At 64.6% G+C, this 18986-nt stretch carries 14 protein-coding genes and 1 pseudogene; 8 read left to right on the top strand and 7 right to left on the bottom strand.

Features of this window, described 5'->3' with window-relative positions; all coding sequences use genetic code 11:
- Positions 1-47: 47 nt before the first annotated feature.
- The 4 genes from tcuB to APH27_RS15450 form a co-directional block, all read right to left on the bottom strand.
- Complete coding sequence (gene tcuB / locus APH27_RS15465) at positions 48-1205, bottom strand: tricarballylate utilization 4Fe-4S protein TcuB (RefSeq protein ID WP_060485272.1); 1158 nt, start codon at positions 1203-1205, stop codon at positions 48-50.
- Positions 1192-2637 carry an FAD-dependent tricarballylate dehydrogenase TcuA gene (gene tcuA / locus APH27_RS15460; protein WP_060485271.1) on the bottom strand — a complete coding sequence of 482 codons (1446 nt, stop codon included), beginning with the start codon at positions 2635-2637 and terminating at the stop codon, positions 1192-1194. Before tcuA ends, tcuB begins: the two co-directional genes overlap by 14 nt.
- 115 nt (positions 2638-2752) lie before the next feature.
- Positions 2753-3688, bottom strand: a complete 936-nt coding sequence (locus APH27_RS15455) for a LysR substrate-binding domain-containing protein (RefSeq protein ID WP_027916728.1) — start codon at positions 3686-3688, stop codon at positions 2753-2755.
- 74 nt (positions 3689-3762) lie between these two features.
- The gene (locus APH27_RS15450; protein ID WP_060485270.1) at positions 3763-4242 is read right to left on the bottom strand and encodes a GNAT family N-acetyltransferase; all 480 of its coding nucleotides are present in this window, start codon (positions 4240-4242) and stop codon (positions 3763-3765) included.
- Positions 4243-4381: 139 nt separating this feature from the next.
- On the opposite strand from APH27_RS15450, the gene APH27_RS15445 reads away from it, so the two are divergent.
- The 5 genes from APH27_RS15445 to APH27_RS15425 all read left to right on the top strand — a co-directional run bounded on the left by APH27_RS15445 (position 4382) and on the right by APH27_RS15425 (position 8413).
- Positions 4382-5011, top strand: a complete 630-nt coding sequence (locus tag APH27_RS15445; protein ID WP_027916726.1) for a LysE family translocator — start codon at positions 4382-4384, stop codon at positions 5009-5011.
- Positions 5012-5032: 21 nt separating this feature from the next.
- Positions 5033-5905: an alpha/beta fold hydrolase gene (locus APH27_RS15440; protein WP_060485269.1), complete on the top strand. Its 873-nt coding sequence runs from the start codon at positions 5033-5035 to the stop codon at positions 5903-5905.
- Positions 5906-6005: 100 nt separating this feature from the next.
- A complete protein-coding gene (locus APH27_RS15435) occupies positions 6006-6893 on the top strand; it encodes a pirin family protein (RefSeq protein WP_060485268.1) in 888 nt (295 codons plus the stop codon).
- 139 nt (positions 6894-7032) lie between these two features.
- The gene (locus APH27_RS15430) at positions 7033-7944 is read left to right on the top strand and encodes a DNA-3-methyladenine glycosylase (RefSeq protein WP_060485267.1); all 912 of its coding nucleotides are present in this window, start codon (positions 7033-7035) and stop codon (positions 7942-7944) included.
- A gap of 208 nt (positions 7945-8152) precedes the next feature.
- Positions 8153-8413, top strand: coding sequence for a DUF1652 domain-containing protein (locus APH27_RS15425; protein WP_027916722.1), 261 nt, complete (start codon positions 8153-8155; stop codon positions 8411-8413).
- A gap of 17 nt (positions 8414-8430) precedes the next feature.
- Here the strand turns inward: APH27_RS15425 and APH27_RS15420 are convergent, their stop codons facing one another.
- The 3 genes and pseudogenes from APH27_RS15420 to APH27_RS25970 form a co-directional block, all read right to left on the bottom strand.
- Positions 8431-9042 (bottom strand): Yip1 family protein, encoded by a 612-nt coding sequence (locus tag APH27_RS15420; protein WP_027916721.1) that lies wholly within the window; start codon positions 9040-9042, stop codon positions 8431-8433.
- Positions 9043-9128: 86 nt separating this feature from the next.
- Positions 9129-9416 carry a hypothetical protein gene (locus APH27_RS15415; RefSeq protein ID WP_027916720.1) on the bottom strand — a complete coding sequence of 96 codons (288 nt, stop codon included), beginning with the start codon at positions 9414-9416 and terminating at the stop codon, positions 9129-9131.
- Positions 9417-9749: 333 nt separating this feature from the next.
- Positions 9750-10167: pseudogene (locus APH27_RS25970) on the bottom strand (hypothetical protein); the annotation flags it as partial.
- 292 nt (positions 10168-10459) lie between these two features.
- Here APH27_RS25970 and mnxG point away from each other — a divergent pair.
- Genes mnxG through APH27_RS15395 form a run of 3 tightly spaced genes read left to right on the top strand, consistent with a single transcriptional unit; the run spans position 10460 to position 18969 of the window.
- On the top strand, positions 10460-16309 hold the full coding sequence (mnxG, locus tag APH27_RS15405; protein WP_060485265.1) for a manganese-oxidizing multicopper oxidase MnxG: 5850 nt from the start codon (positions 10460-10462) through the stop codon (positions 16307-16309).
- Positions 16310-16327: 18 nt separating this feature from the next.
- Positions 16328-18316, top strand: coding sequence for a cytochrome D1 domain-containing protein (locus tag APH27_RS15400; RefSeq protein ID WP_060485264.1), 1989 nt, complete (start codon positions 16328-16330; stop codon positions 18314-18316).
- Entirely contained in the window at positions 18313-18969 is a 657-nt protein-coding gene (locus APH27_RS15395) for an SCO family protein (RefSeq protein ID WP_027916716.1), read from the top strand. Before APH27_RS15400 ends, APH27_RS15395 begins: the two co-directional genes overlap by 4 nt.
- Positions 18970-18986: the final 17 nt, after the last annotated feature.

Here is an 18986-nt window from a genome sequence, read left to right as displayed (position 1 = left end):
CTACCGTTTTGCTCGCTTTTGTTGTTTTTTGAGGCGTGGCGCGATGTTCAGTCGCTGCCGGCATTGATCGGGTTGGGCTGGCGTTTCTCGATGGCGTGCTTGAGTAGCGCGGCGCTGCGGAAGATGCCGTGGGCGAACTTGCCGTAGGGCATGGTCAGGAAGAACGCCATCACCAGCCCCAGGTGCAGGGCCAGCAGCAGGCCAAGGGCGCTGGTTTCTCGAAACGCCAGCAGGGCAAGGCCGCTGGCGCTGACCAGCAACAGCAGGGCGATGAAACCGATGTCCATGGGCTTCTGCTCGCTGTCGCCGTGGGCGGGGTTGCGCTGCAGGTTGAGGTACAGCAGCCCGGCAGGGCCTACCAGCAGGCCGATGCCGCCGGCGATGCCGAGCATGACCGGCAGGCTCAGCACCGGGTAGGGCGCCGCCAGGCCCAGCAGGTAGTGGTAGAGCGTTGCGCTCGCGGTGGCGGCCAGGCACAGCAGGAAACCGTAGAAGGTCAGGTGGTGGAAGCGCCGCCGCCACAAGGTGAAGCGGTCATCGGCGTTGTTGCACCCCTCGCCATGGCCACCGTCCAGATACTTGAGCTTGGCCACGCTGGCCGTCGCTTCCAGTGCAGCGGCAGATTTCAGCCTGGCGTCTGCCGCAGGTGGCGAGATGTCGCGCCAGAACCGCCGTACGCCCAGCCCCAAGGCGATGACCGCAAAGCCGAACACCGCGCCAAACATCAGCGCCAGGGTGTTGTGCGCAAAAATGCCATAGAAGTTGCCCCCAGGCATGGGCGTGAACAGGTTGCCCATGGCCAACAGGCTCAGGCACAGGAAAAGCACCAGGCCGAAGCCGCTGGCCAGCGCCAGGGTCAGGCCGTTGCGCTGGTACAGGCGGCCCAGGGCGCGCGGCCAGGCGTATTCGACGTAGGTGTTCAGGCGTACCTTGGCCATGGCCTTGGGCACGTTGACCTCGAAGGCGTGGGGCGCCGCGTACTGGCAGGCGTGCAGGCAGGCGCCACAGTTGTGGCAGAGGTTGGCCAGGTAGTGGATGTCGGCCTGGGCGAACTCCAGGCGCCGGGTCATCGCCGGAAATACCGCACAGAAACCTTCACAGTAGCGGCAGGCATTGCAGATGGTCATCTGCCGCTGCACTTCGCTTTCGTGCACATTCAGCACCGGGATCAGTTCGCTTTGTGCCTGTGGTTCAAACAGCTGCATGGCGCACCTCGCGGTTATCGACGAAGCCCGCGCTGGCCGCCGCCTGGACGCCGGCGATACGGCCGAATGCCGTGCCAATGGCCATGCCGATGCCGGCGGTGTAGCCCTTGCCCAGTACGTTACCGGCCATCATTTCTCCTGCGACGAAAAGGTTTGGGCTGGGCTTTCCGGCGAAATGCACGGCGGCCGTTTCGTCGGTGGCCAGGCCCAGATAGGTGAAGGTGACGCCTGGCTTGAGCGGGTAGGCGTGGAACGGCGGCTTGACCAGCGGGCGGGCCCAGTGGGTCTTGGCTGGGGTCAGGCCGGCGGTGTGGCAGTCGTCGAGCGCGGTGTGGTCGAAGGTGCCGACCTGGCAGGCGTTGTTGAAGGCCTCGATGGTCTGGCAAAACTGCGCTTCTGGCAGGCCCAGCTTGCGCGCCAGCTCCGCCAGGGTATTGGCCGTGGTGCCAGGGAACACCGGTGGCATGAAGCGGCCGATGGCCTGCTGGTCGATGATCGAGTAAGCCTGCTGACCCGGCTGGCCGGCCACCAGGCGGCCCCAGATGGCATAGCGTTTGGGCCAGAAGTCTTCGCCTTCGTCGTAGAAACGCTCGCCGTCGCGGTTGACCACCACGCCCAGCGACACGCAGTCGATGCGGGTGCAGATACCGCCGTCATACAACGGTGCGCGAGCGTCGATGGCGACCATGTGCGCCTGGGTCGGATCGCCGATGATGTCGGCGCCGAGTTCGCCCATGCGCTTGAGCAGAATGCCGGTGTTGAAGCGCGTGCCGCGGATCAGGAAGTTGTCCGACGGCCATTCGCCACGGGCGTTCTGGCCCCAGGCTTCACGCAACCACTCACGGTTGGATTCGAAGCCGCCCGCCGCCAGCACGCAGGCCCTGGCCTGGATACGTTCGGCAGGCAGCTGCCGACCCTCTGCTTCGCGCGCGGCCAGGTGGGCGGCGACAAATTTGCCGCCCTGCAGTTCGATATCGCTGACCGGGGCGTTGTAGCGCACCTGCACGCCAAGCCGTTCGGCACTGCGGAAGTAGGCGTTCACCAGTGCCTTGCCGCCGCCCATGAAAAACGCGTTGGTCCGCGCCACATGCAGGGCGCCAGACAGCGGCGGCTGGAAATGCACGCCATGGCGGCGCATCCAGTCGCGGCAGCTGGAAGAAGCGCGGATGGCAATGCGTGCCAGCTTTTCGTTGGTCAGGCCGCCTGTGACTTTGAGCAGGTCCTGCCAGTACTCCTCTTCGGGGTAGGCATCGACCAGCACATCCTGGGGCGCGTCGTGCATGCACCGCAGGTTGCGGGTGTGCTGCGAGTTGCCGCCACGCCACGCCCTGGGCGCGGCTTCCAGCAGCATGACGCTGGCACCGGCCTCGCGGGCCATCAGCGCGGCGCAGAGGGCGGCGTTGCCACCGCCGATTACAAGAACATCGATCATTTTCGCTCCTCGGTCGCAAGGAGGCGTGAACGAAGGGCCCCTTGCGAGTGAGGAGAAAGTAGGGGAGCCGGCCGGGCGCCGAAAGGCGGGCTACGGCATGGGGTGTTCAGTTTTACTAAAGGCTGGCGTCTTCGATCCAGGTTGCGCCTGGCCATTGCTGCTGGCTGACGAGCTGGCGCGCGACGTCGATGATCACCCGCCGGGTGGCCAGTGCGGCAGGTGACAGTTCATCGTCCGCCAAGGTTGCCAGCAGGTTGCGCCGGCCGACGTGGGCGTCGCTGATCTGCGCGACACACAGCCCGCTTTCACCCTTGAGCGCCGCTGCGGCGCCCGGCTGAATGGTGGCGGCATGGCCGGCACGCACGGCGTTCATCAGGACCGCCAGGCCATCGACTTCCATGATGATGTTCGGCACCAGGCCGAAGCGTTCGAAAGCGGCCATCAACGTCGAGCGCAGGCCATGCTGGGCGCTGGGCATGACCAGCGGCAGCTGGCCCAGATCGGCCAGCTGCACACTGCTGCCCGAGGGGGCGTGGGGGAGCTGTGGAGGGCTGATGACGAAGAGCTTTTCGTCGAGCAGCGGCGTCACGCTCCAGCGTTTACCCCCCTCGAGCTGGAAAAGGATGGCGAGGTCGATCTGCCGGGCATTGAGCTGCGCGGCGAGGTGCCCTGAAAGCATTTCCACCAGGTGCAGCTGGATATCGGGGTAACGCTCACGCATGGCGTTGATCAGCGGTAGTGCGAGCACGGTGGCGGTAGTGGGCGGCAGGCCGACGGTGACGTAACCGCTCATACGTCCACGGTGGGCGGCCAGAATGGCATTCTCGGCCTGGCGCAGGCTGAGCTGGGCATGGTGCAAGAAGGCCATGCCGGCGCTGGTTGGCGTGACCCCCGTGCTGCTGCGATTGAGCAGGCGGGTGCACAATTCGCTTTCGAGCTTGGCGATCTGCTGGCTCAGGGCGGAGACGCCGACCTCCAGTTCGAGCGCGGCGCGGCCAAGGCTGCCGTGTTCGATGATCTTGACGAAGTAGCGCAGTTGCCTGAGTTCCAAGGGTGGACTCCAGAGGGTTTGCCAAAGTGGTTGCGACATGCGGGTAAACGCGGATCAGGTGAAGCGTCAGTCGATCAACCCTGGGCAAACTGCAACAGCTTGTCGCCATCGAGCCGATAGCGCACCCACTCATCCTGTGGCTCGGCCCCCAGGGACTTGTAGAAACCGATCGCAGGTTCGTTCCAGTCCAGTACGCTCCACTCGAACCGCCCGCAACCTTTGGCCACTGCTTCGCGCGCAATGTGCCGCAACACATCACGACCTGCACCACCGCCGCGCTGCTCGGGGGTGATGTACAGGTCCTCCAGATAGATACCGTTGCGGCCCTGCCAGGTGGAATAGCTGTAGAAATACACGGCGAAGCCGATGGCCTTGCCGTCGCGTTCGCAGATCAGGCTGTGCACGGTGCTGCCGTCATCGAACAGGCTATGCTCGATGTCGGCAACGGTGGCAACTACCTCGTGACGGGCGCGCTCGTACTCGGCCAGCTCGGTGATAAAGGCGAGAATCTGCGCAGCATCACTGCGAACGGCGGGGCGGATGGTCAGGCTCATGCAGGGGCTTCCATGTTCTTGGGTGGATGGTTCAGTGGTGAGCGGTACAGTAATGTGTATCTGCATAATTTAAGGTAACTGTATCGGTCGCAGGGCAGGGCGACTCCGTTAGTGTGACAGCACCTGCAACGATTCTGGAATGCCTGCCATGCTTGCCTCTGCCGACCTGCTGACCGCCTTCGTGCTGTTTGCCTTCGTTTCCTCGATCACCCCGGGGCCTAACAACACCATGCTGCTGGCCTCGGGCGTGAATTTCGGGGTGCGCCGTTCGATCCCGCATGCCATGGGTATCAGCGTCGGTTTCATGGTCATGGTGCTCGCGGTGGGCCTGGGCCTTGGCGAGGTGTTCAAAGCCTGGCCGGTGCTGTACAGCGTGCTGCGCTACACCGGTGCGGCCTACTTGCTGTACCTGGCCTGGAAGATCGCCACCTCAGGGCCGCTTGGCGCTGACTCGCCAGGCGCGCGCAAGCCACTGGGGTTCTGGGGGGCTGCGGCATTTCAGTGGGTCAACCCCAAGGCCTGGGTGATGGCGGTGGGGGCGATTACCACCTACACGCCGGCCCAAGGCTACGTGACCAACGTGGTGGTAATTGCCGCACTGTTCGCTTTGGTCAACTTGCCCAGCGTCGGGGTATGGGTGATGTTCGGCAGCGCCCTGCGCAACCTGCTGCAGAACCCACGCTGGTTGATGCTGTTCAATGTCCTGATGGCCGTGTTGCTGGTGATTTCACTTTACCCATTGCTGTTTGTAGAATCGGCGTTTTCATGAACCGTCGAGTGCAGTAAACCAATGCAGCTGATCCCCTGGTCCTTCGAGACCTCCGAAGGCTTTACCTTGCGTGGCTGGCGCTCGCCAGCCAGCGGCAAGCCGCTGCTGCACTTCCTGCACGGCAACGGCTTCTGCTGCCTGGTCTACCAGCCGCTGCTGATGAGCCTCAGTGAACATTTCGATGTGTGGCTCAGCGATGTTCAGGGCCATGGCGACAGCGATCATGGCGGTGATTTCCGCGGCTGGAACCGTACCGCTGCGCTTGCGGCGCAAGCCTTCGATGCCGGCCGTGGGGAATATGGCGAGGTTCCCCGGTACGCAGTGGGGCATAGTTTCGGTGGTGTGCTCACCGGTTTGATGCTGGCCAGCCAGCCTGGCTTGTTTGCCCGGGCCGTATTGCTCGACCCTGTGCTGTTCAGCCAGCGCAGGATCGGCGTGATGGGCGCCGCTGCGCTGGTCGGCTTGCACCGCCGGCATACCTTGGCGCGCAAGGCTGCCAGCCGGTGCAGCCATTGGCCCGACCGTGAGTCGGCGCGGGCATCGCTGCAGGGGCGTGGCATCTTCAAAGGCTGGAGCGACGCGGCGCTGCAGGCGTATGTCGAGCACGCGATTGGCGATTGCGATGAGGGTGTGGTGCTCAAGTGCCGGCCCAGCCGCGAAGTCGAGATTTTCAGCTCGTTCCCGTCGCGCCTGTGGGCGCAGTTGGCTTCCATCCAGGTGCCCACGTTGGTGCTTCATGGCGAACAGACCTACCCCTTCGTGCCGCACTCGGCGCAGCGCCTGGCCAGTCTGAACCCTGAGGTGAGCGCCCTTCAGGTTCCGGGCGGGCACTGCTTCATGCAGGAAGACCCAGCGATGGCTGCGCAAAAGGTGCTCGATTTTCTGCAGGCGTGAGCGACTGTTCCATTATTGGGACGATCAGTGCCATTTAAGCTGGCTACCGGCTTTTTGAGCTCATTGGTAAGGTTAGCCCAGCTTAGAGAGGAGACTTCTCATGAAAAAGATCCTGGGTATCCACCGTAGCCCTCACGCCCATTGGGTTGGCGATGGTTTCCCTGTGCGCAGCCTGTTCACCTACGACAATCTGGCGAGCAAGATCAGCCCGTTCCTGTTGCTCGACTATGCCGGCCCCTACGACTTCACTTCGACCAGTGACCGTCGCGGTGTCGGCCAGCACCCGCACCGCGGGTTCGAGACCGTGACCATCGTTTACCAAGGCGAGCTGGAGCACCGCGACTCGACGGGGGCCGGCGGCCTGATCGGCCCAGGTGACGTGCAGTGGATGACGGCCGCCAACGGCATCATCCACGAAGAGTTCCATTCCCCGGCGTTCGCCCGCAGCGGCGGCACGCTGGAGATGGTGCAGCTGTGGGTCAACCTGCCAGCACGTGACAAGCGTGCGGCGGCGGGTTACCAGACGCTGTTGTCGGCGGACATCCCCGTGGTGCAACTGGAAGGCGGCGCCGGCAGCCTGCGGGTGATCGCCGGTGGCTATCAGGGCCATTCGGGCCCGGCGCGGACCTTCACGCCGATGGACGTGTGGGACATGCACCTGAAGGCCGGTGCCAACCTGCAATTGCCGGTCGCAGCAGGTCGTAATGCCGCGCTGGTGGTGCTGCGCGGCAGCGTACGAGTCAACGGTGAGCGTGACGCGGGCCCGGCCAGCCTGGTGCTTCTGGAACGTGGTGGCGAAGATGTGGCCATCGAGGCGCTCGAAGGCGCCAGCCTGCTGCTGCTCAGCGGTGAACCGATCGATGAGCCGATCGTTGGCTATGGCCCGTTCGTGATGAATAGCCAGGCAGAGATTGCCGAGTCGTTCGATGACTTCCACGCCGGGCGCTTTGGACAGATGGCGGGCGAGGGGGCTGGCCTCGATCATTGATTGCCTGTACCGGCCTGTTCGCGGGTAAACCCGCTCCCACAGGATGACCACAGGGTCGAGCAATGTGGGTTCCCTGTGGGAGCGGGTTTACCCGCGAATACGTCGGTACAAGCGACACAAAACTTGGCATGATGCAGCGATGCCTCTGTCCCACTTGCACGCCGTGCACCGTTCACTCAGCGCTTCTGGCCAGCACACCGTGTGGCTGCGCTACCCCACACCCTACCACTGGCCTTCCACGCTGGCCTTCCTGGCCGCCCGTTGTATCCCTGGTATCGAAACCTTCCGCGATGGCACCTATCGCCGCAGTTTCACCGTGGCCGGCAAGCACGCTGTGCTCGACGCCAGGCCGGCTAATGGCGACCGCCTGTTCATCCGCTTCAGCGGCGTGCCTGCCCGATTCGTCCCCGCCCTGATTTCCCGCATCCGCCGCTTCTTCGACCTTGACGCCGACCCCGCACGCATTGCTGCCGAGCTGTCCCGCGACCCCTTGATGGCCAGGCTGCTCGCCGCCCACCCAGGCCTGCGCGTGCCGCAAGGCTGGGACGCCTGCGAACAAGCCATGCGCACGGTGCTGGGTCAGCAGATCAGCGTGGCCGGTGCCATGACCCTGGCCGGACGCCTGGTGGCGCGCCACGGCCAGCCGTTGCGTCTGCCGGCCGCTGGCCTGACACATGTCTTCCCGACGTCGAATGTGCTCGCCAACGCCGACCTGGAAAACCTGGGCATGCCCCGCGCACGCGCTGCCACCCTTGGTACTTTGGCGCGAGCGTTACTGGCGCAGCCAACATTGCTACGAACGGGCCAGGCGCTGGAACCGCTGCTGGCCAACCTCTGCCATCTGAAAGGGATCGGTCCCTGGAGTGCCCACTACCTGGCACTGCGCCAAGCAGGTGCCCATGACGCATTGCCGCTGGGCGATGTGGCATTGGTCAAGGCGTTACGCCTGCTGGAAGGGCCTGACGCTCAACTGGCCGAGCGCGCCTTGGCCTGGCGCCCTTGGCGCGCATATGCCGCGCAGCATCTATGGGCGTCATTGGCTGATAAATAAGGGTGACCGCCTGTCGCGAAGTGCTCGCATTCGATCGAACAGGCGAGGCCTTTGATCGTTCTTCCACTAAGGTGCTAAAGGGTTCTTTGCACGATCATTTCCCCGGCGCATGGACGGCCGCTTGGGCATGAGCAATATCAATTGGCACCCTGCCTGCCAAAGGCGTACTCACACATAACAGGCCATCCAGTACAGAGAGGGTCGTAACATGGCGTTGATTGGAGTTTCGATGCTGGAAATGCGGCAGATCATCGAGCAGGCCTGTCTGCCAGATCGCTGCGAAGTCAGCTGCCCGGACGGCACCACCCTGACCATTCGCCTGGGTCAGGGGCAAAACCTGGAGAAGGGCGTCACTCTCTCCGGGGTTTCGCTGCAGAGCTTGAACAGTTGCCGTGACCTGGTGCACCTGGTCGGCCAACTGCACACCCTGCGAGACAGCCACCCGGCGGCACTCAGGGCCATCGCCTGAGCACCGAAGTGCCCCGGTCAGCCGAGGCTGGCCGGGCGCACGTATTCCGGCGTCAGACCGGACCAGAACAGGATCATTGCCACCAGGATGGTCACCAGCAACAACAGCCCCACGCCCCAGACGCAGCTGGAAAACAGCATGGCCTGCTCCTTGCGCAGGCGCAGGAAGGTTTGCAAGCCGCCGTACAACAGGAGTGTGGCGTAGGCTGAAGCGGCAACCAGCACCAGCAGTGCCAACCAGCGAATCGGCAGCAGGCCGACGATACCGGCGAAGAACCACGGCGTGGCGCAATAGGCGGCGAAGCCTATGCATTGGTTGAGCGTCGGTTGCGTGTCGAAACCACGTGACATCCAGCGGATCATCACCCCCATCAACATTACCCCGACCACGGTGGTGGCATACAGCAGCCCGGCCAGTTGAGCGGCGCTGGCCATGCTCAATTGCACCCGCTCTTGTGCGGCCAGGCTCCAACCGAAGGTAGTGGTGCCGACGAACAGGCACAGGGCAGGGATCAGGGCCAGCGCCAACAAGCGCGGCAGGTACTGTTGCGGGTGGTCCTCCTCGGCGCGGCGGATCTCGATCCAGGCGTCGGAGGGGTGGGTGAAGAGCTTGAGCAACGGGCTGTTCATGGCGTTCTCCAGAAGGCTAGGCCTTTGTAGTTATGGAGATCCACCGTTTGCGTCAGGTTCAGCCCGCTGCGCCGCCGTTGATCGGCTTATTGCAGCTCCAGCAGCAGGTTCAGGCCGCCATCACCGCATTTGCCATGGTCACGGACCACGCCACGATAACTTTGACCGTCCCATACGAATGCCACGCTGTGCGCGCGCTCGACCTTGTCCGGCAGCGGCGGGCAGATGTGCAGGCGCAGGGCAGGGCGGCCCTGCAGGCTGAGGGCCGCCATTTGGCATTGGCATTCAACGCTCAAAGCCACGGGGCCGAACAGGGTGTCGCGGACGTAATCGAGCTGCAAACTGGAATTGGGCGCGCGGCCAGGCATCTTCATGTTCATGGCTGCTGGATTCCTGGGCGTTGGCACAGCAGGTTAGGCTGGATGGGCATAGGTGTCAGGCTCCTGGCAAAAGGATGGCACGTATCAACGTTTTGAAGCTTGCCGGAGCTGGATGTTCAACTTGTTTCAGTGATTTTCATGGATTTTTTTACGTGTGCCGACGAAGGGTTACTGGCGGCCCTGTGAACCGTGAATCGGCTTGTTTTAGCCATCAGTTGCGTGGGTCATTTGGATTTGCGCCTGGTTCATTGAACAGGCACCTCTTCAAACGCCTCAGGTGGTGCAGGTGCTGCCCGCACGTTGAAAAGTAGGCAGATGATGTGCCAGCAGCTGCTCGGCGGGCATCAGGTCACCCATCTGGTGCGGGTAGGCTGACACCGACAGGCTCAGGTCCAGGGCCATGCCTTCGGCATCGCTGAGCACCACCACGGCAGGGATCTTCGGTTGGGTGTAGGGGCAGTGGCGCGCCAGGGCATGAAGGCTTGGCGCATGTGCCGTTTGCGCCACTGCGCATGGCCAGCAAACCGGTGATGCGTGCTGTCAAGGTGGGGGTCCACAGGGGCGGGCTGTAGGCGGAGTGCTGCAGCGTGGGGAAAACCTGTTCAAGGGCGAAACCGGAATCGGTATAGCGACAGGGTGGCGCATCGCCCGCTCGCGGGACGATGGCATAGCGCACCGGCAGGATCGGCACCCGTGCGCTGCAGGCGGGCCTGGATGGGGCGCGGCTGACAGGGGCGTCACTCATCGGCTGATTGCTCGTAGTGGTCGGATGCATGGCGATCAGGCGCAATCACGCAGACCCCGAACACTATCGAGGAATCAATTCTCGGAGCAGTTGGACGCTTCTCAACGCTTTGTAGCATTCTTCGACGTGGAAACGACAATGCCTATCATCCCCCGATTCGGGGAATTGCCATGGGGAATCCTCCCCAATCTGTTGCGCTACGCACCTAACTCACTGAAATAAAAAGCCATTCGCAAATGGCACACACCTTGCTGAAACCCTCCACAGTGTCCCTGTGTCCCGGAGGTGCAGCATGTCGATCCCGAACAAAGGCCCCGTCCTGACATCACTTGTCTTGGCCTTGTTTGGCTGGGAAGCGACCAGCGAGGCTGCCGTGCAGTGCCAGCGCACCCTGGTGGCCAATGTGGTGGCCCTGGACCAGCCGCTGATGTTCAACCGCCTTGGTGCGCAGAACGCCAACGGCATGATCTACGCCCTGCGCGAGGATGTGGTGGATGAGCGCCAGGTACCGCTGAGCAAGGGCGGGGCCGCCGTGCCGGGCAAGGTCACCCTGCGCCCCGACAAGCGCCCACGGCCGATCGTGCTGCGCGTAGCCGCCGGGGACTGCCTCACGGTCAACCTCACCAACCTGCTCGACTACAGGGCCAACCCCAACAAGCATGGTATTGAAGCCGAAGCGCCTGAGGGCGAAGAGGGGCCGCAGACAGAGGTCGAGAATGAAGCCGGTGAAGGCTTTGTCGCCGATGAGCAGGTGGCCGAGCGCATGGTCGGCTTCCAGGTCAACGGCCTGCAGGCGGTCAACAGCATTGCCGACATCTCCGCCAACACCGGCCGCAACGGCAACTTCCTGGTAAGCCCGGGCAGCACTCGCAGCTACACCCTGTATGCCGAACGCGAAGGGGCGTTTGCTGCCACCAGCAAGGCCGCCACCTTCGGCGGCGAGGGGACTGCCGGTAACGTCGCCAACGGCCTGTTCGGCCAGGTGGTGGTGGTGCCCAAAGGTGGGCGCACCTACCGCAACACCCTGACTGAAGAGGAAATGCGCCTGGCCACCACCGGGCGTACCGCCACCGGCCAGCCAGTGATCGACTACGAGGCCCGCTACCCGCAGCGCGAGCCGTGGGTGACCGAGGGCAAGGCCGGCAAGCCGATCATTGCAATGATCGACGGCAACGAGATCCTCAACAGCGAAACCGATGCCATCGTCATGGGCCCCAACCCTGATGGCAGCTTCCCCAAGTCCACTTATCCGCTGGAAAACATCGGCAAGCGCAACCCGGCACTGCCCAACCGGCTCGAGGCGTTCCGCGACTTCGCCTCGCAGTTCGCCGACGAAGTGGCCGGCACCCAGGCCTTCCCCGGCTACTGGGCCGACCCGGTCATGGGGCATGTGCTGGAACCGGCACGCGACTCGTTCATGATCAACTACGGCTCCGGCGGCATGGGCGCCGAGGTGGTCGCCAACCGCCTGGGCGTGGGGCCGATGCATGACTGCCTGTCGTGCGCCTACGAAGAGTTCTTCCTCAGTGCGCACACCGTGGGCGATGTCGGCACCCTGGTCGATGTGCCGGCCAACGTCGGCCTCGAACATATCCGCCCCGGCGAAGTGCCGCCGGCCAGCGCCACCGGGGTCAAGGCCAGCATGGCCCTGTACCCGGCGGAACCTGCCAACGTGCATCACAGCTACATCGGTGATTTCACCAAGTTCCGCAACACCCACAACGGCCACGAGCAGCACATCTTCCACCTGCACGGGCACCAGTGGTTGTTCAACCCCAATGACGACAACTCCGACTACATCGATGCCCAGGGCATCGGTGCGGGTGTCGGCTACACCTACGAAATTGCCAATGGCGGCTCGGGCAACCGCAACCGCGTGGCCGGCGACGCCATCTACCACTGCCACTTCTACCCGCACTTCGCCCAAGGCATGTGGGCCATGTGGCGGGTGCATGACGTGTTCGAGGAGGGCACCCGGCTGGACGTCAGCGGGCAAGGCGCGAACGGCTTCCACAGCACCCCGTTCGCACTGCGCAGCGGTAAACCCGCTGTCGGGGCACGGGCACTGCCCGACGGCGAGATCGTTGCCGGCACACCGATCCCGGCTATCGTGCCATTGCCTGGCAAGGCCATGGCGCCGATGCCTGGCAAGGTCGTGGTTGTGCCCAAGCTCGCTGCCGAGCAGGTCGCCGCCAACGACGACAACCCACCTGAAATGGACGGTGATGACGACCACGCCCACCCGCCTGGCGCAGCCAAGGCAATTGGTTCACTGGCCCTGGTCGACCGCAGCGAAGCCAACCGCAATCCTGACGGCACCCTGAAGAACCCAGGCTACCCGTTCTGGATCGGTGGCATGGAAAGCAGCGTCGGCAACCGCCCGCCAACCCCGCCACTGGACATGCTCGACCCGGCTCTGGCCCGGCAGCTCAAGGACAGCGGCAAGGCCCTGTGGGCCAACCTCGACCCCAACCAGGTCGATGGCTGGGACGGTGGCCTTGGGCGCCACGCGCTGGACGGTGTATCCGCTGGCGGTGAGGCCGTGACCACCACCACCAAGCTGGATTTCTCCAAGGTGGTGCACCGGGCCAAGCCGATCTACCTGCCGGAAGAGGGCACCGACGTCGAGCAGGCCGCCATGCAGTTCCACGCCATGGCCGAGCACCCCAGCTACGCGCTGATCCCCGGCAGCCAGCCGGTGCCCAAGGCCTTCCGCACCAACGGCGCGCTGCCGACTGCAGGCGCACCGTTCTACGAGCCGTGCATGGATGACCGTGGCAAACGCCTGACCCAGTCTTCGGGCGTTGGTGAATTCTTCAGCGGCGAAAGCCTGACCGGCATCAACTTCCGCGGCGCGTCCAGCTTCACCGCCGACCGCCCGCGCATCTACAAGGGTGCCAACATCCAGTTCGACGCGGTGTACAACAAGGTCGGCTACCACTTCCCGCAGGCGCGCATCATCGCCTTGTGGGAAGACGCCTGGCCGGTGATCACCAAGCAGCGCCCGCCAGAGCCGCTGGTGATGCGCATGAACACCTTCGACTGCACCATGTACCAGCACACCAACCTGATCCCGTCGTTCTATGAAATGGACGACTACCAGGTGCGCACCCCGACCGACGTGATCGGCCAGCACATCCACCTGCCCAAGTGGGACCTGACCGCCGCCGATGGCTCGGCCAACGGCTGGAACTACGAAGACGGCATCCTCTCGCCCGGCAGTGTGGTCGAGCGCGTGCATGCCATCCGTGCCTTCAACAACTGCAGCGAGGGTGACACTCGCGACGGCACCGCCGCCTGCCCGAAAGCCAAGCAGCACCCGTACTTCGGCCGCTTCGGCCGGGCAGACTGGCTCGGTGCCCGCACGGCCATGCAGCGCTGGTTTGCCGACCCGCTGGTCAACGTGTTCAACGTCGACCGCGGCCTGGGCACCATCTTCACCCACGACCACCTCGGCCCATCGACCCACCAGCAGCTCGGGCTCTACGCCACCGTGCTGGCTGAACCGGCCGGTTCCACCTGGTACCACGCCGAAACCGGCGAGAAGCTGTACGACCCGGCCACTCGCCAGGACGGCGGCCCGACCTCGTGGCAGGCAGTGATCCAGACGGGCGACCACGATGGCGATGGCAAGAACGACAGCTACCGTGAGTTCTTCCTCGAGTACAGCGACTTCCAGCATGCTTATGAAGCGGGCGTGTATGTCGGTGCCGGCCCGGATGGCATCCCCAATGCCCAGTCGTTCCCGGCCACCGCCGACAGCTTCCGCTACGCCATCAACCCGCCGGTGCGCGGCAAGGCGTCGAACCTGCTCGAAGCCATCGTCGAGGAGCGTGGCGGCATCAACCCAGGTTGCCCGAGCCGGCCTTGCCCGCAGGCCATCTCGGTCGATGACCCCGGCATGTTCGTCGTCAACTACCGTAACGAACCGTTGGCCCTGCGCGTGTTCGACCCGAACAAGGTCGGCCCGGACGGCAAGCGCGGCATGCAGGCCGACGGCCTCGGTGGCGACCTCAGCTACGCCCTGCAGACCCGCACCGACCGCGCCATCCCGGCGATGAACATGGCGCCATCGGCGATCACCTCGGCGGTCGGCCCCACCGGTGGTACCACGCGCTTCCCGCCGCACATCAATAAGGCTGGCAGCGAACCGGGCGACCCGTTCACGCCCATGCTGCGTACCTACAGCGGCGACAACGTGCGCCTGCGCATGCACGCCGGTGGCCATGAAGAGGAGCACAACGTCACCCTGCATGGCGTGAAATGGCTGCAGAACGGCTCGGGCTTCGGCAACAGCTCCAACTCGGGCTGGAAGTCGTCGCAGATGATCGGCATTTCCGAGCAACTGGGCTTCATGGCACCGGTGTCGATGATCTCCAGTTCTGCCGCCACCAATGGTGACTACCTGTACTCGCTGGACGCAGCGCTGGAGGGCTACTGGAACGGCATCTGGGGGATTATGCGCAACTACACCGCGCAGCGTGCCGACCTGTTCCCGCTGCCCAACAACCCGCAGCCGGTAGCCATGCGCAACACCGTGAACTTCGACGGCATCTGCCCGAAAACCACGGCCAACCCCAACGGCATCGGCACCCGTGCCACGGTCAAGCGCAGCTATGAGATCGTCGCCGCGCTGGCCAACGACATCCTGGAAAACCGCAACGGCGTCGCCATCAATGACCCCGCCGGGATTGGCCAGCATGTCGGCGGCCCGCTCAGGGCCAATGGCGGTACCCTGGTATTCAACAACCGCAAGACCAGTATCCCGCTGGTGAGCGGGGTCGACCCGGAGGACGGCGAGCCGTTCAGCATCGGTGGCCACAGTGCGCCGCTGCATGACCCGACCGCGATCCTGTACGTGCGCAAGGCCGACCTCGACGCCACCACCGGCAAGCTGAAGGCGGGTGTACCTGTAGAGCCGCTGATCCTGCGTGCCAACGCGGGTGACTGCATCAGCATCACCCTGGAGAACCGCCTGCCCGAGGTGATGCCGGACCTGCCCAGCACCGCGGTGATGCACAACGTGGTCAAGCGTGACCGCTTCGACAGCGAAGGCGCCACCGCCTTTGCCAACAACCTGATGCGCCCGTCCAGCCACGTCGGCCTGCACGCCCAACTGCTGGCCTACGACATCACCAAGTCCGATGGTGCCAACGTCGGCCTCAACCCGTTGCAGACCGTGCCGCCCCGGGCCGGCAACAGTGGCGCCTACCCGAGCAAGGTGTACCAGTACTACGCCGGCCACCTGGAGCGTGAAGGCAAGCCGGTGCTGCAACTGGGCCGCACGGTGGACAACATCAACTCCACGGCGATCGAGTTCGGTGGCCTGAACCTGACCCCGTCGGACTTCATCAAGCAACCGCAGAAGGGCCTGGTCGGTGCCATGAGCGTCCTGCCGCAGACCGCTACCTGGACCGAGGACAGCGCCAGCCGTGCCCAGGCCACGGTGAAGGTTACCGGTCAGGCGGACTACCGCGACTTCGTCACGGTCTGGCAGCGCGCGCTGAACATGCGCTGGGCCGATGGCCGCCCGGTGGAAGGCATCAACACGGAAGGCAACGGCGCGGCGGGCGACCCGCAGGACAATGGCAACATGGCCGTCAACTACCGCACCGAACCGCTGTGGCTGCGCTTCGGCATGGCCCCGGACTCGCCATTCGGCCGTGCCAACGGCCTGGGCTTCGGCGATGTGCCCAACGCCCACATGGCCTACGCCAATGCCTTGGTCGGCGGCGACCCGCTGACCCCGGTGCTGTACGCCAAACCGGGCCAGCCCGTGCGTAACCACATCGTCATGCCCAGTGGTGGCAGCCGCGGCATGGTCTATCAGTTGGACGGGCATATCTGGCCGCTGCACAGCTACCAGGCCGAGAAGAATGACCTCAACGGCTACCCGATGAACCTGCCAGGTATTGGCTCGGTACGCTTCGGCCTCAACCCGATGGCCATGTACATCGGTGCCCAGGAGAGCGTGCTGCCAGCCGCGCACTTCAGCTTCATGCTGCCCAGTGCCGGTGGCGCCAACGCAGTGTCGGGGGACTACCTGTTCCGCGACTATGCCGCCTACGGCAACCTCTCGGGACTGTGGGGCATCCTGCGGGTGACCAATGACCTGCCGCCGGCAACCGCCGCGGGCCAGTAAAGGAAGGGGAGCGCGAGCATGTACAACTACAAGAAGACTCGGCCCGCGGTACTGGGCGTGGTGGTGGGCGCAGCGCTAATCGGCCTGGGTGTGATGTACGAGAACCTCTGGTGCGATGCGCGTGAACTGCTGCAGGAACCTGCCGACCCGCAAGCCCTGCACCGGCTCAGCCGCGACGGCGTGACCGTGGCGTTCGAAGCTCGGCCACTGGCCGGCGCAGAGCTGCGCGAAGGCGCTTTCGCCAACGTGCGCTTCAAGGTCACCGACCAGGCCAGCGGACAGCCGTTGTCGGGCCTGGCGCCTGGGGCCTGGATCGATCCGGCGCAGTCGGCACCGCTCGAAGGCGGCAACCGCGATCAGAGCTGCAAGGCCCGCGTTGCACTGTTCCTCAAGAGCAGCATCGGTGCACGCCCGTTGCTGGACCTGAACAGTTACTTCCTGCTGGTGCTGAACAAGGACGCCAGCCTGACCGTGATCGACCCGACCGTTTCGGTGGGCGGCATCACCAGTACCCTGGCGCGCATCGACCTGCCGGGCCGGCCCATGGACTGGGCGGCAACCGGGGATGACAAGCAGGTATTCGTGTCGATCCCGGAGCGTGGCCAGGTGGCGGTGATCGATACCGAGACCTTCACCCGTGTGGCCAACCTGGACGCTGGCCAATCGCCGGTTCGCGTGGCTTTGCAGCCGGACCAGCATCGGCTGTGGGTTGGCAACAACAGCAGCGACCCGTCCAAAGGCGGGGTGACGGTGATCGACGTCCCCTCACGCAGCCCCCTGAAGTCGTTCGCCACTGGCTCCGGGCACCACGAAATCGCCTTCAGCGCCGACTCGCGCTACGCCTTTGTCAGCAACCGCGACGGCGGCACCTTGAGCATCATCGACATCTCCGAGATGCGCCTGCTGAAAACCTTGGAGGTCGGCCCGCACCCGCTGTCGGTGGCCTACTCGGCACTGTCCCAGGCGGTTTACGTGGCCGACGGTGAAGAAGGCACGGTGCGGGTGATCGATGCCCGCAGCCACCAGCTGCGCCACATCGTCAAGGCCGAGCGCGGCCTGGGGCCGATGCGCTTCAGCAGCGATGGCCGCTACGGCATCGTGCTCAACACCTTGGACAACCAGGCCCTGGTGATCGACGCCAGTACCGACAAGCTGATCCACCGCGTTCCGGTGGCGGCCGAGCCCTACCAGCTGACCTTCACCAAAGGCTACGCCTATATACGTGGCCTGGCCTCACCCAAGGTCAGCATGATCAACCTGAGCAGCCTGGGCGAAGGGCGCCAGCCGATCGTGCAGGGCTTCGAAGCCGGCCCTGCGGCCCCGCGCCAGGCCGGTGACCTGCCATTGGCCCAGGGCTTGTCGGTGTCGCGTGACGACAACTCGGTGTTCGTGGTCAACCCGGTGGACAACACCACCTACTTCTACGCCGAAGGCATGAATGCTCCGATGTCCGGCTACAACAACCGTGGCCACCAGGCCCGGGCGACCCTGGTCATCGACCGCAGCCTGCGCGAGCTGGCACCGGGTGTGTATGGCTCGACGGTAAAAATGCCGGCGGCGGGCACGTTCGATGTGGCCTTCCTGCTCAACCAGCCGCAGATCATCCACTGCTTCAGCACCGATGTGGCCGCGGCGCCAGATGCCAGCAAGCGCCGGGGGGCGCATGCCGAGTTCATCGGCCTCGATAAGCCAATGCCCCAGCAGACGGTGTTCACCGCCAAGGTACGCATCGTTGGCGACGACGGCCGGCCGCAGGTCGGCCTCGCCGACCTGACCCTGCGCTATTTCCTGGCGCCCTCGTCGCTGCCGCGCAACCTGCCGCTCGAAGAGGTGGGCGAGGGCGTGTACCAGGCGGCGCTGACCTTGCCCGAAGCGGGCGCCTGGTACCTGCATGTGCAGTCGCCGTCGCTCGGGCGCAAGTTCACCGAAGAAAACTACACCAGCCTGCGCGTGCTGCCAGCCGCCGAAGCTGCCGCTTCCCAGACCCAAGTGAGGAATGTGCGATGAACGCCAAGCATTCTTTTCAGTTGCTTGCCCTGAGCCTGGCCCTGGCCAGCAACCTGGCGCTGGCCCATGCCGGTCATGACCACGACGGCCACGCCGGGCAGCCGCCGGCGGCCCACCAGGAGAAGACCAGCGTGCGTTTTGCCGATGTCCCCTTGCTCAACCAGAACGGCATGCCGGTGCGCCTGGAGAAAGACCTGGTGGGCGAGCGGCTGGTGGTCATGGGGTTCATCTACACCAGTTGCACCACGGTGTGCCCGGTGGTGTCGTCGATCATGGGCAAGGTCCAGCAACAGCTGGGTGGGCGTGTGGGGGAGGAGATCCAGCTGGTGTCGATCAGCGTCGACCCGCAGCGTGACGATGCCAAACGCCTGCAGGCCTACGCCAAGTCCTTCCAGCACGGCCCGGGCTGGAGCTGGCTGACCGGCTCGCAGTACGCCATTACCGAAACCCTCAAGGGCCTGGGCAGCTTCAGTGCCGACCTTAGCCAGCACCCACCGCTGATCCTGGTGGGCGACGGCCGCACTGGCCACTGGACCCGCTACTACGGCTTCACCGACCCGGCCGTGCTGGTCGAGGAAATCAACCGCCTTAGCGCCCGCCGCGTGCACGCCAAGAGCACCGCAATCGCCGAAAACCATGAGGTGCAGCCATGAGCAGCGCAGCCCGCCAC

This window comes from Pseudomonas sp. NBRC 111123, assembly GCF_001320205.1.
Classification (GTDB): Bacteria; Pseudomonadota; Gammaproteobacteria; order Pseudomonadales; family Pseudomonadaceae; genus Aquipseudomonas; species Aquipseudomonas putida_J.
This window is presented reverse-complemented; position numbering and strand designations above follow the sequence as displayed.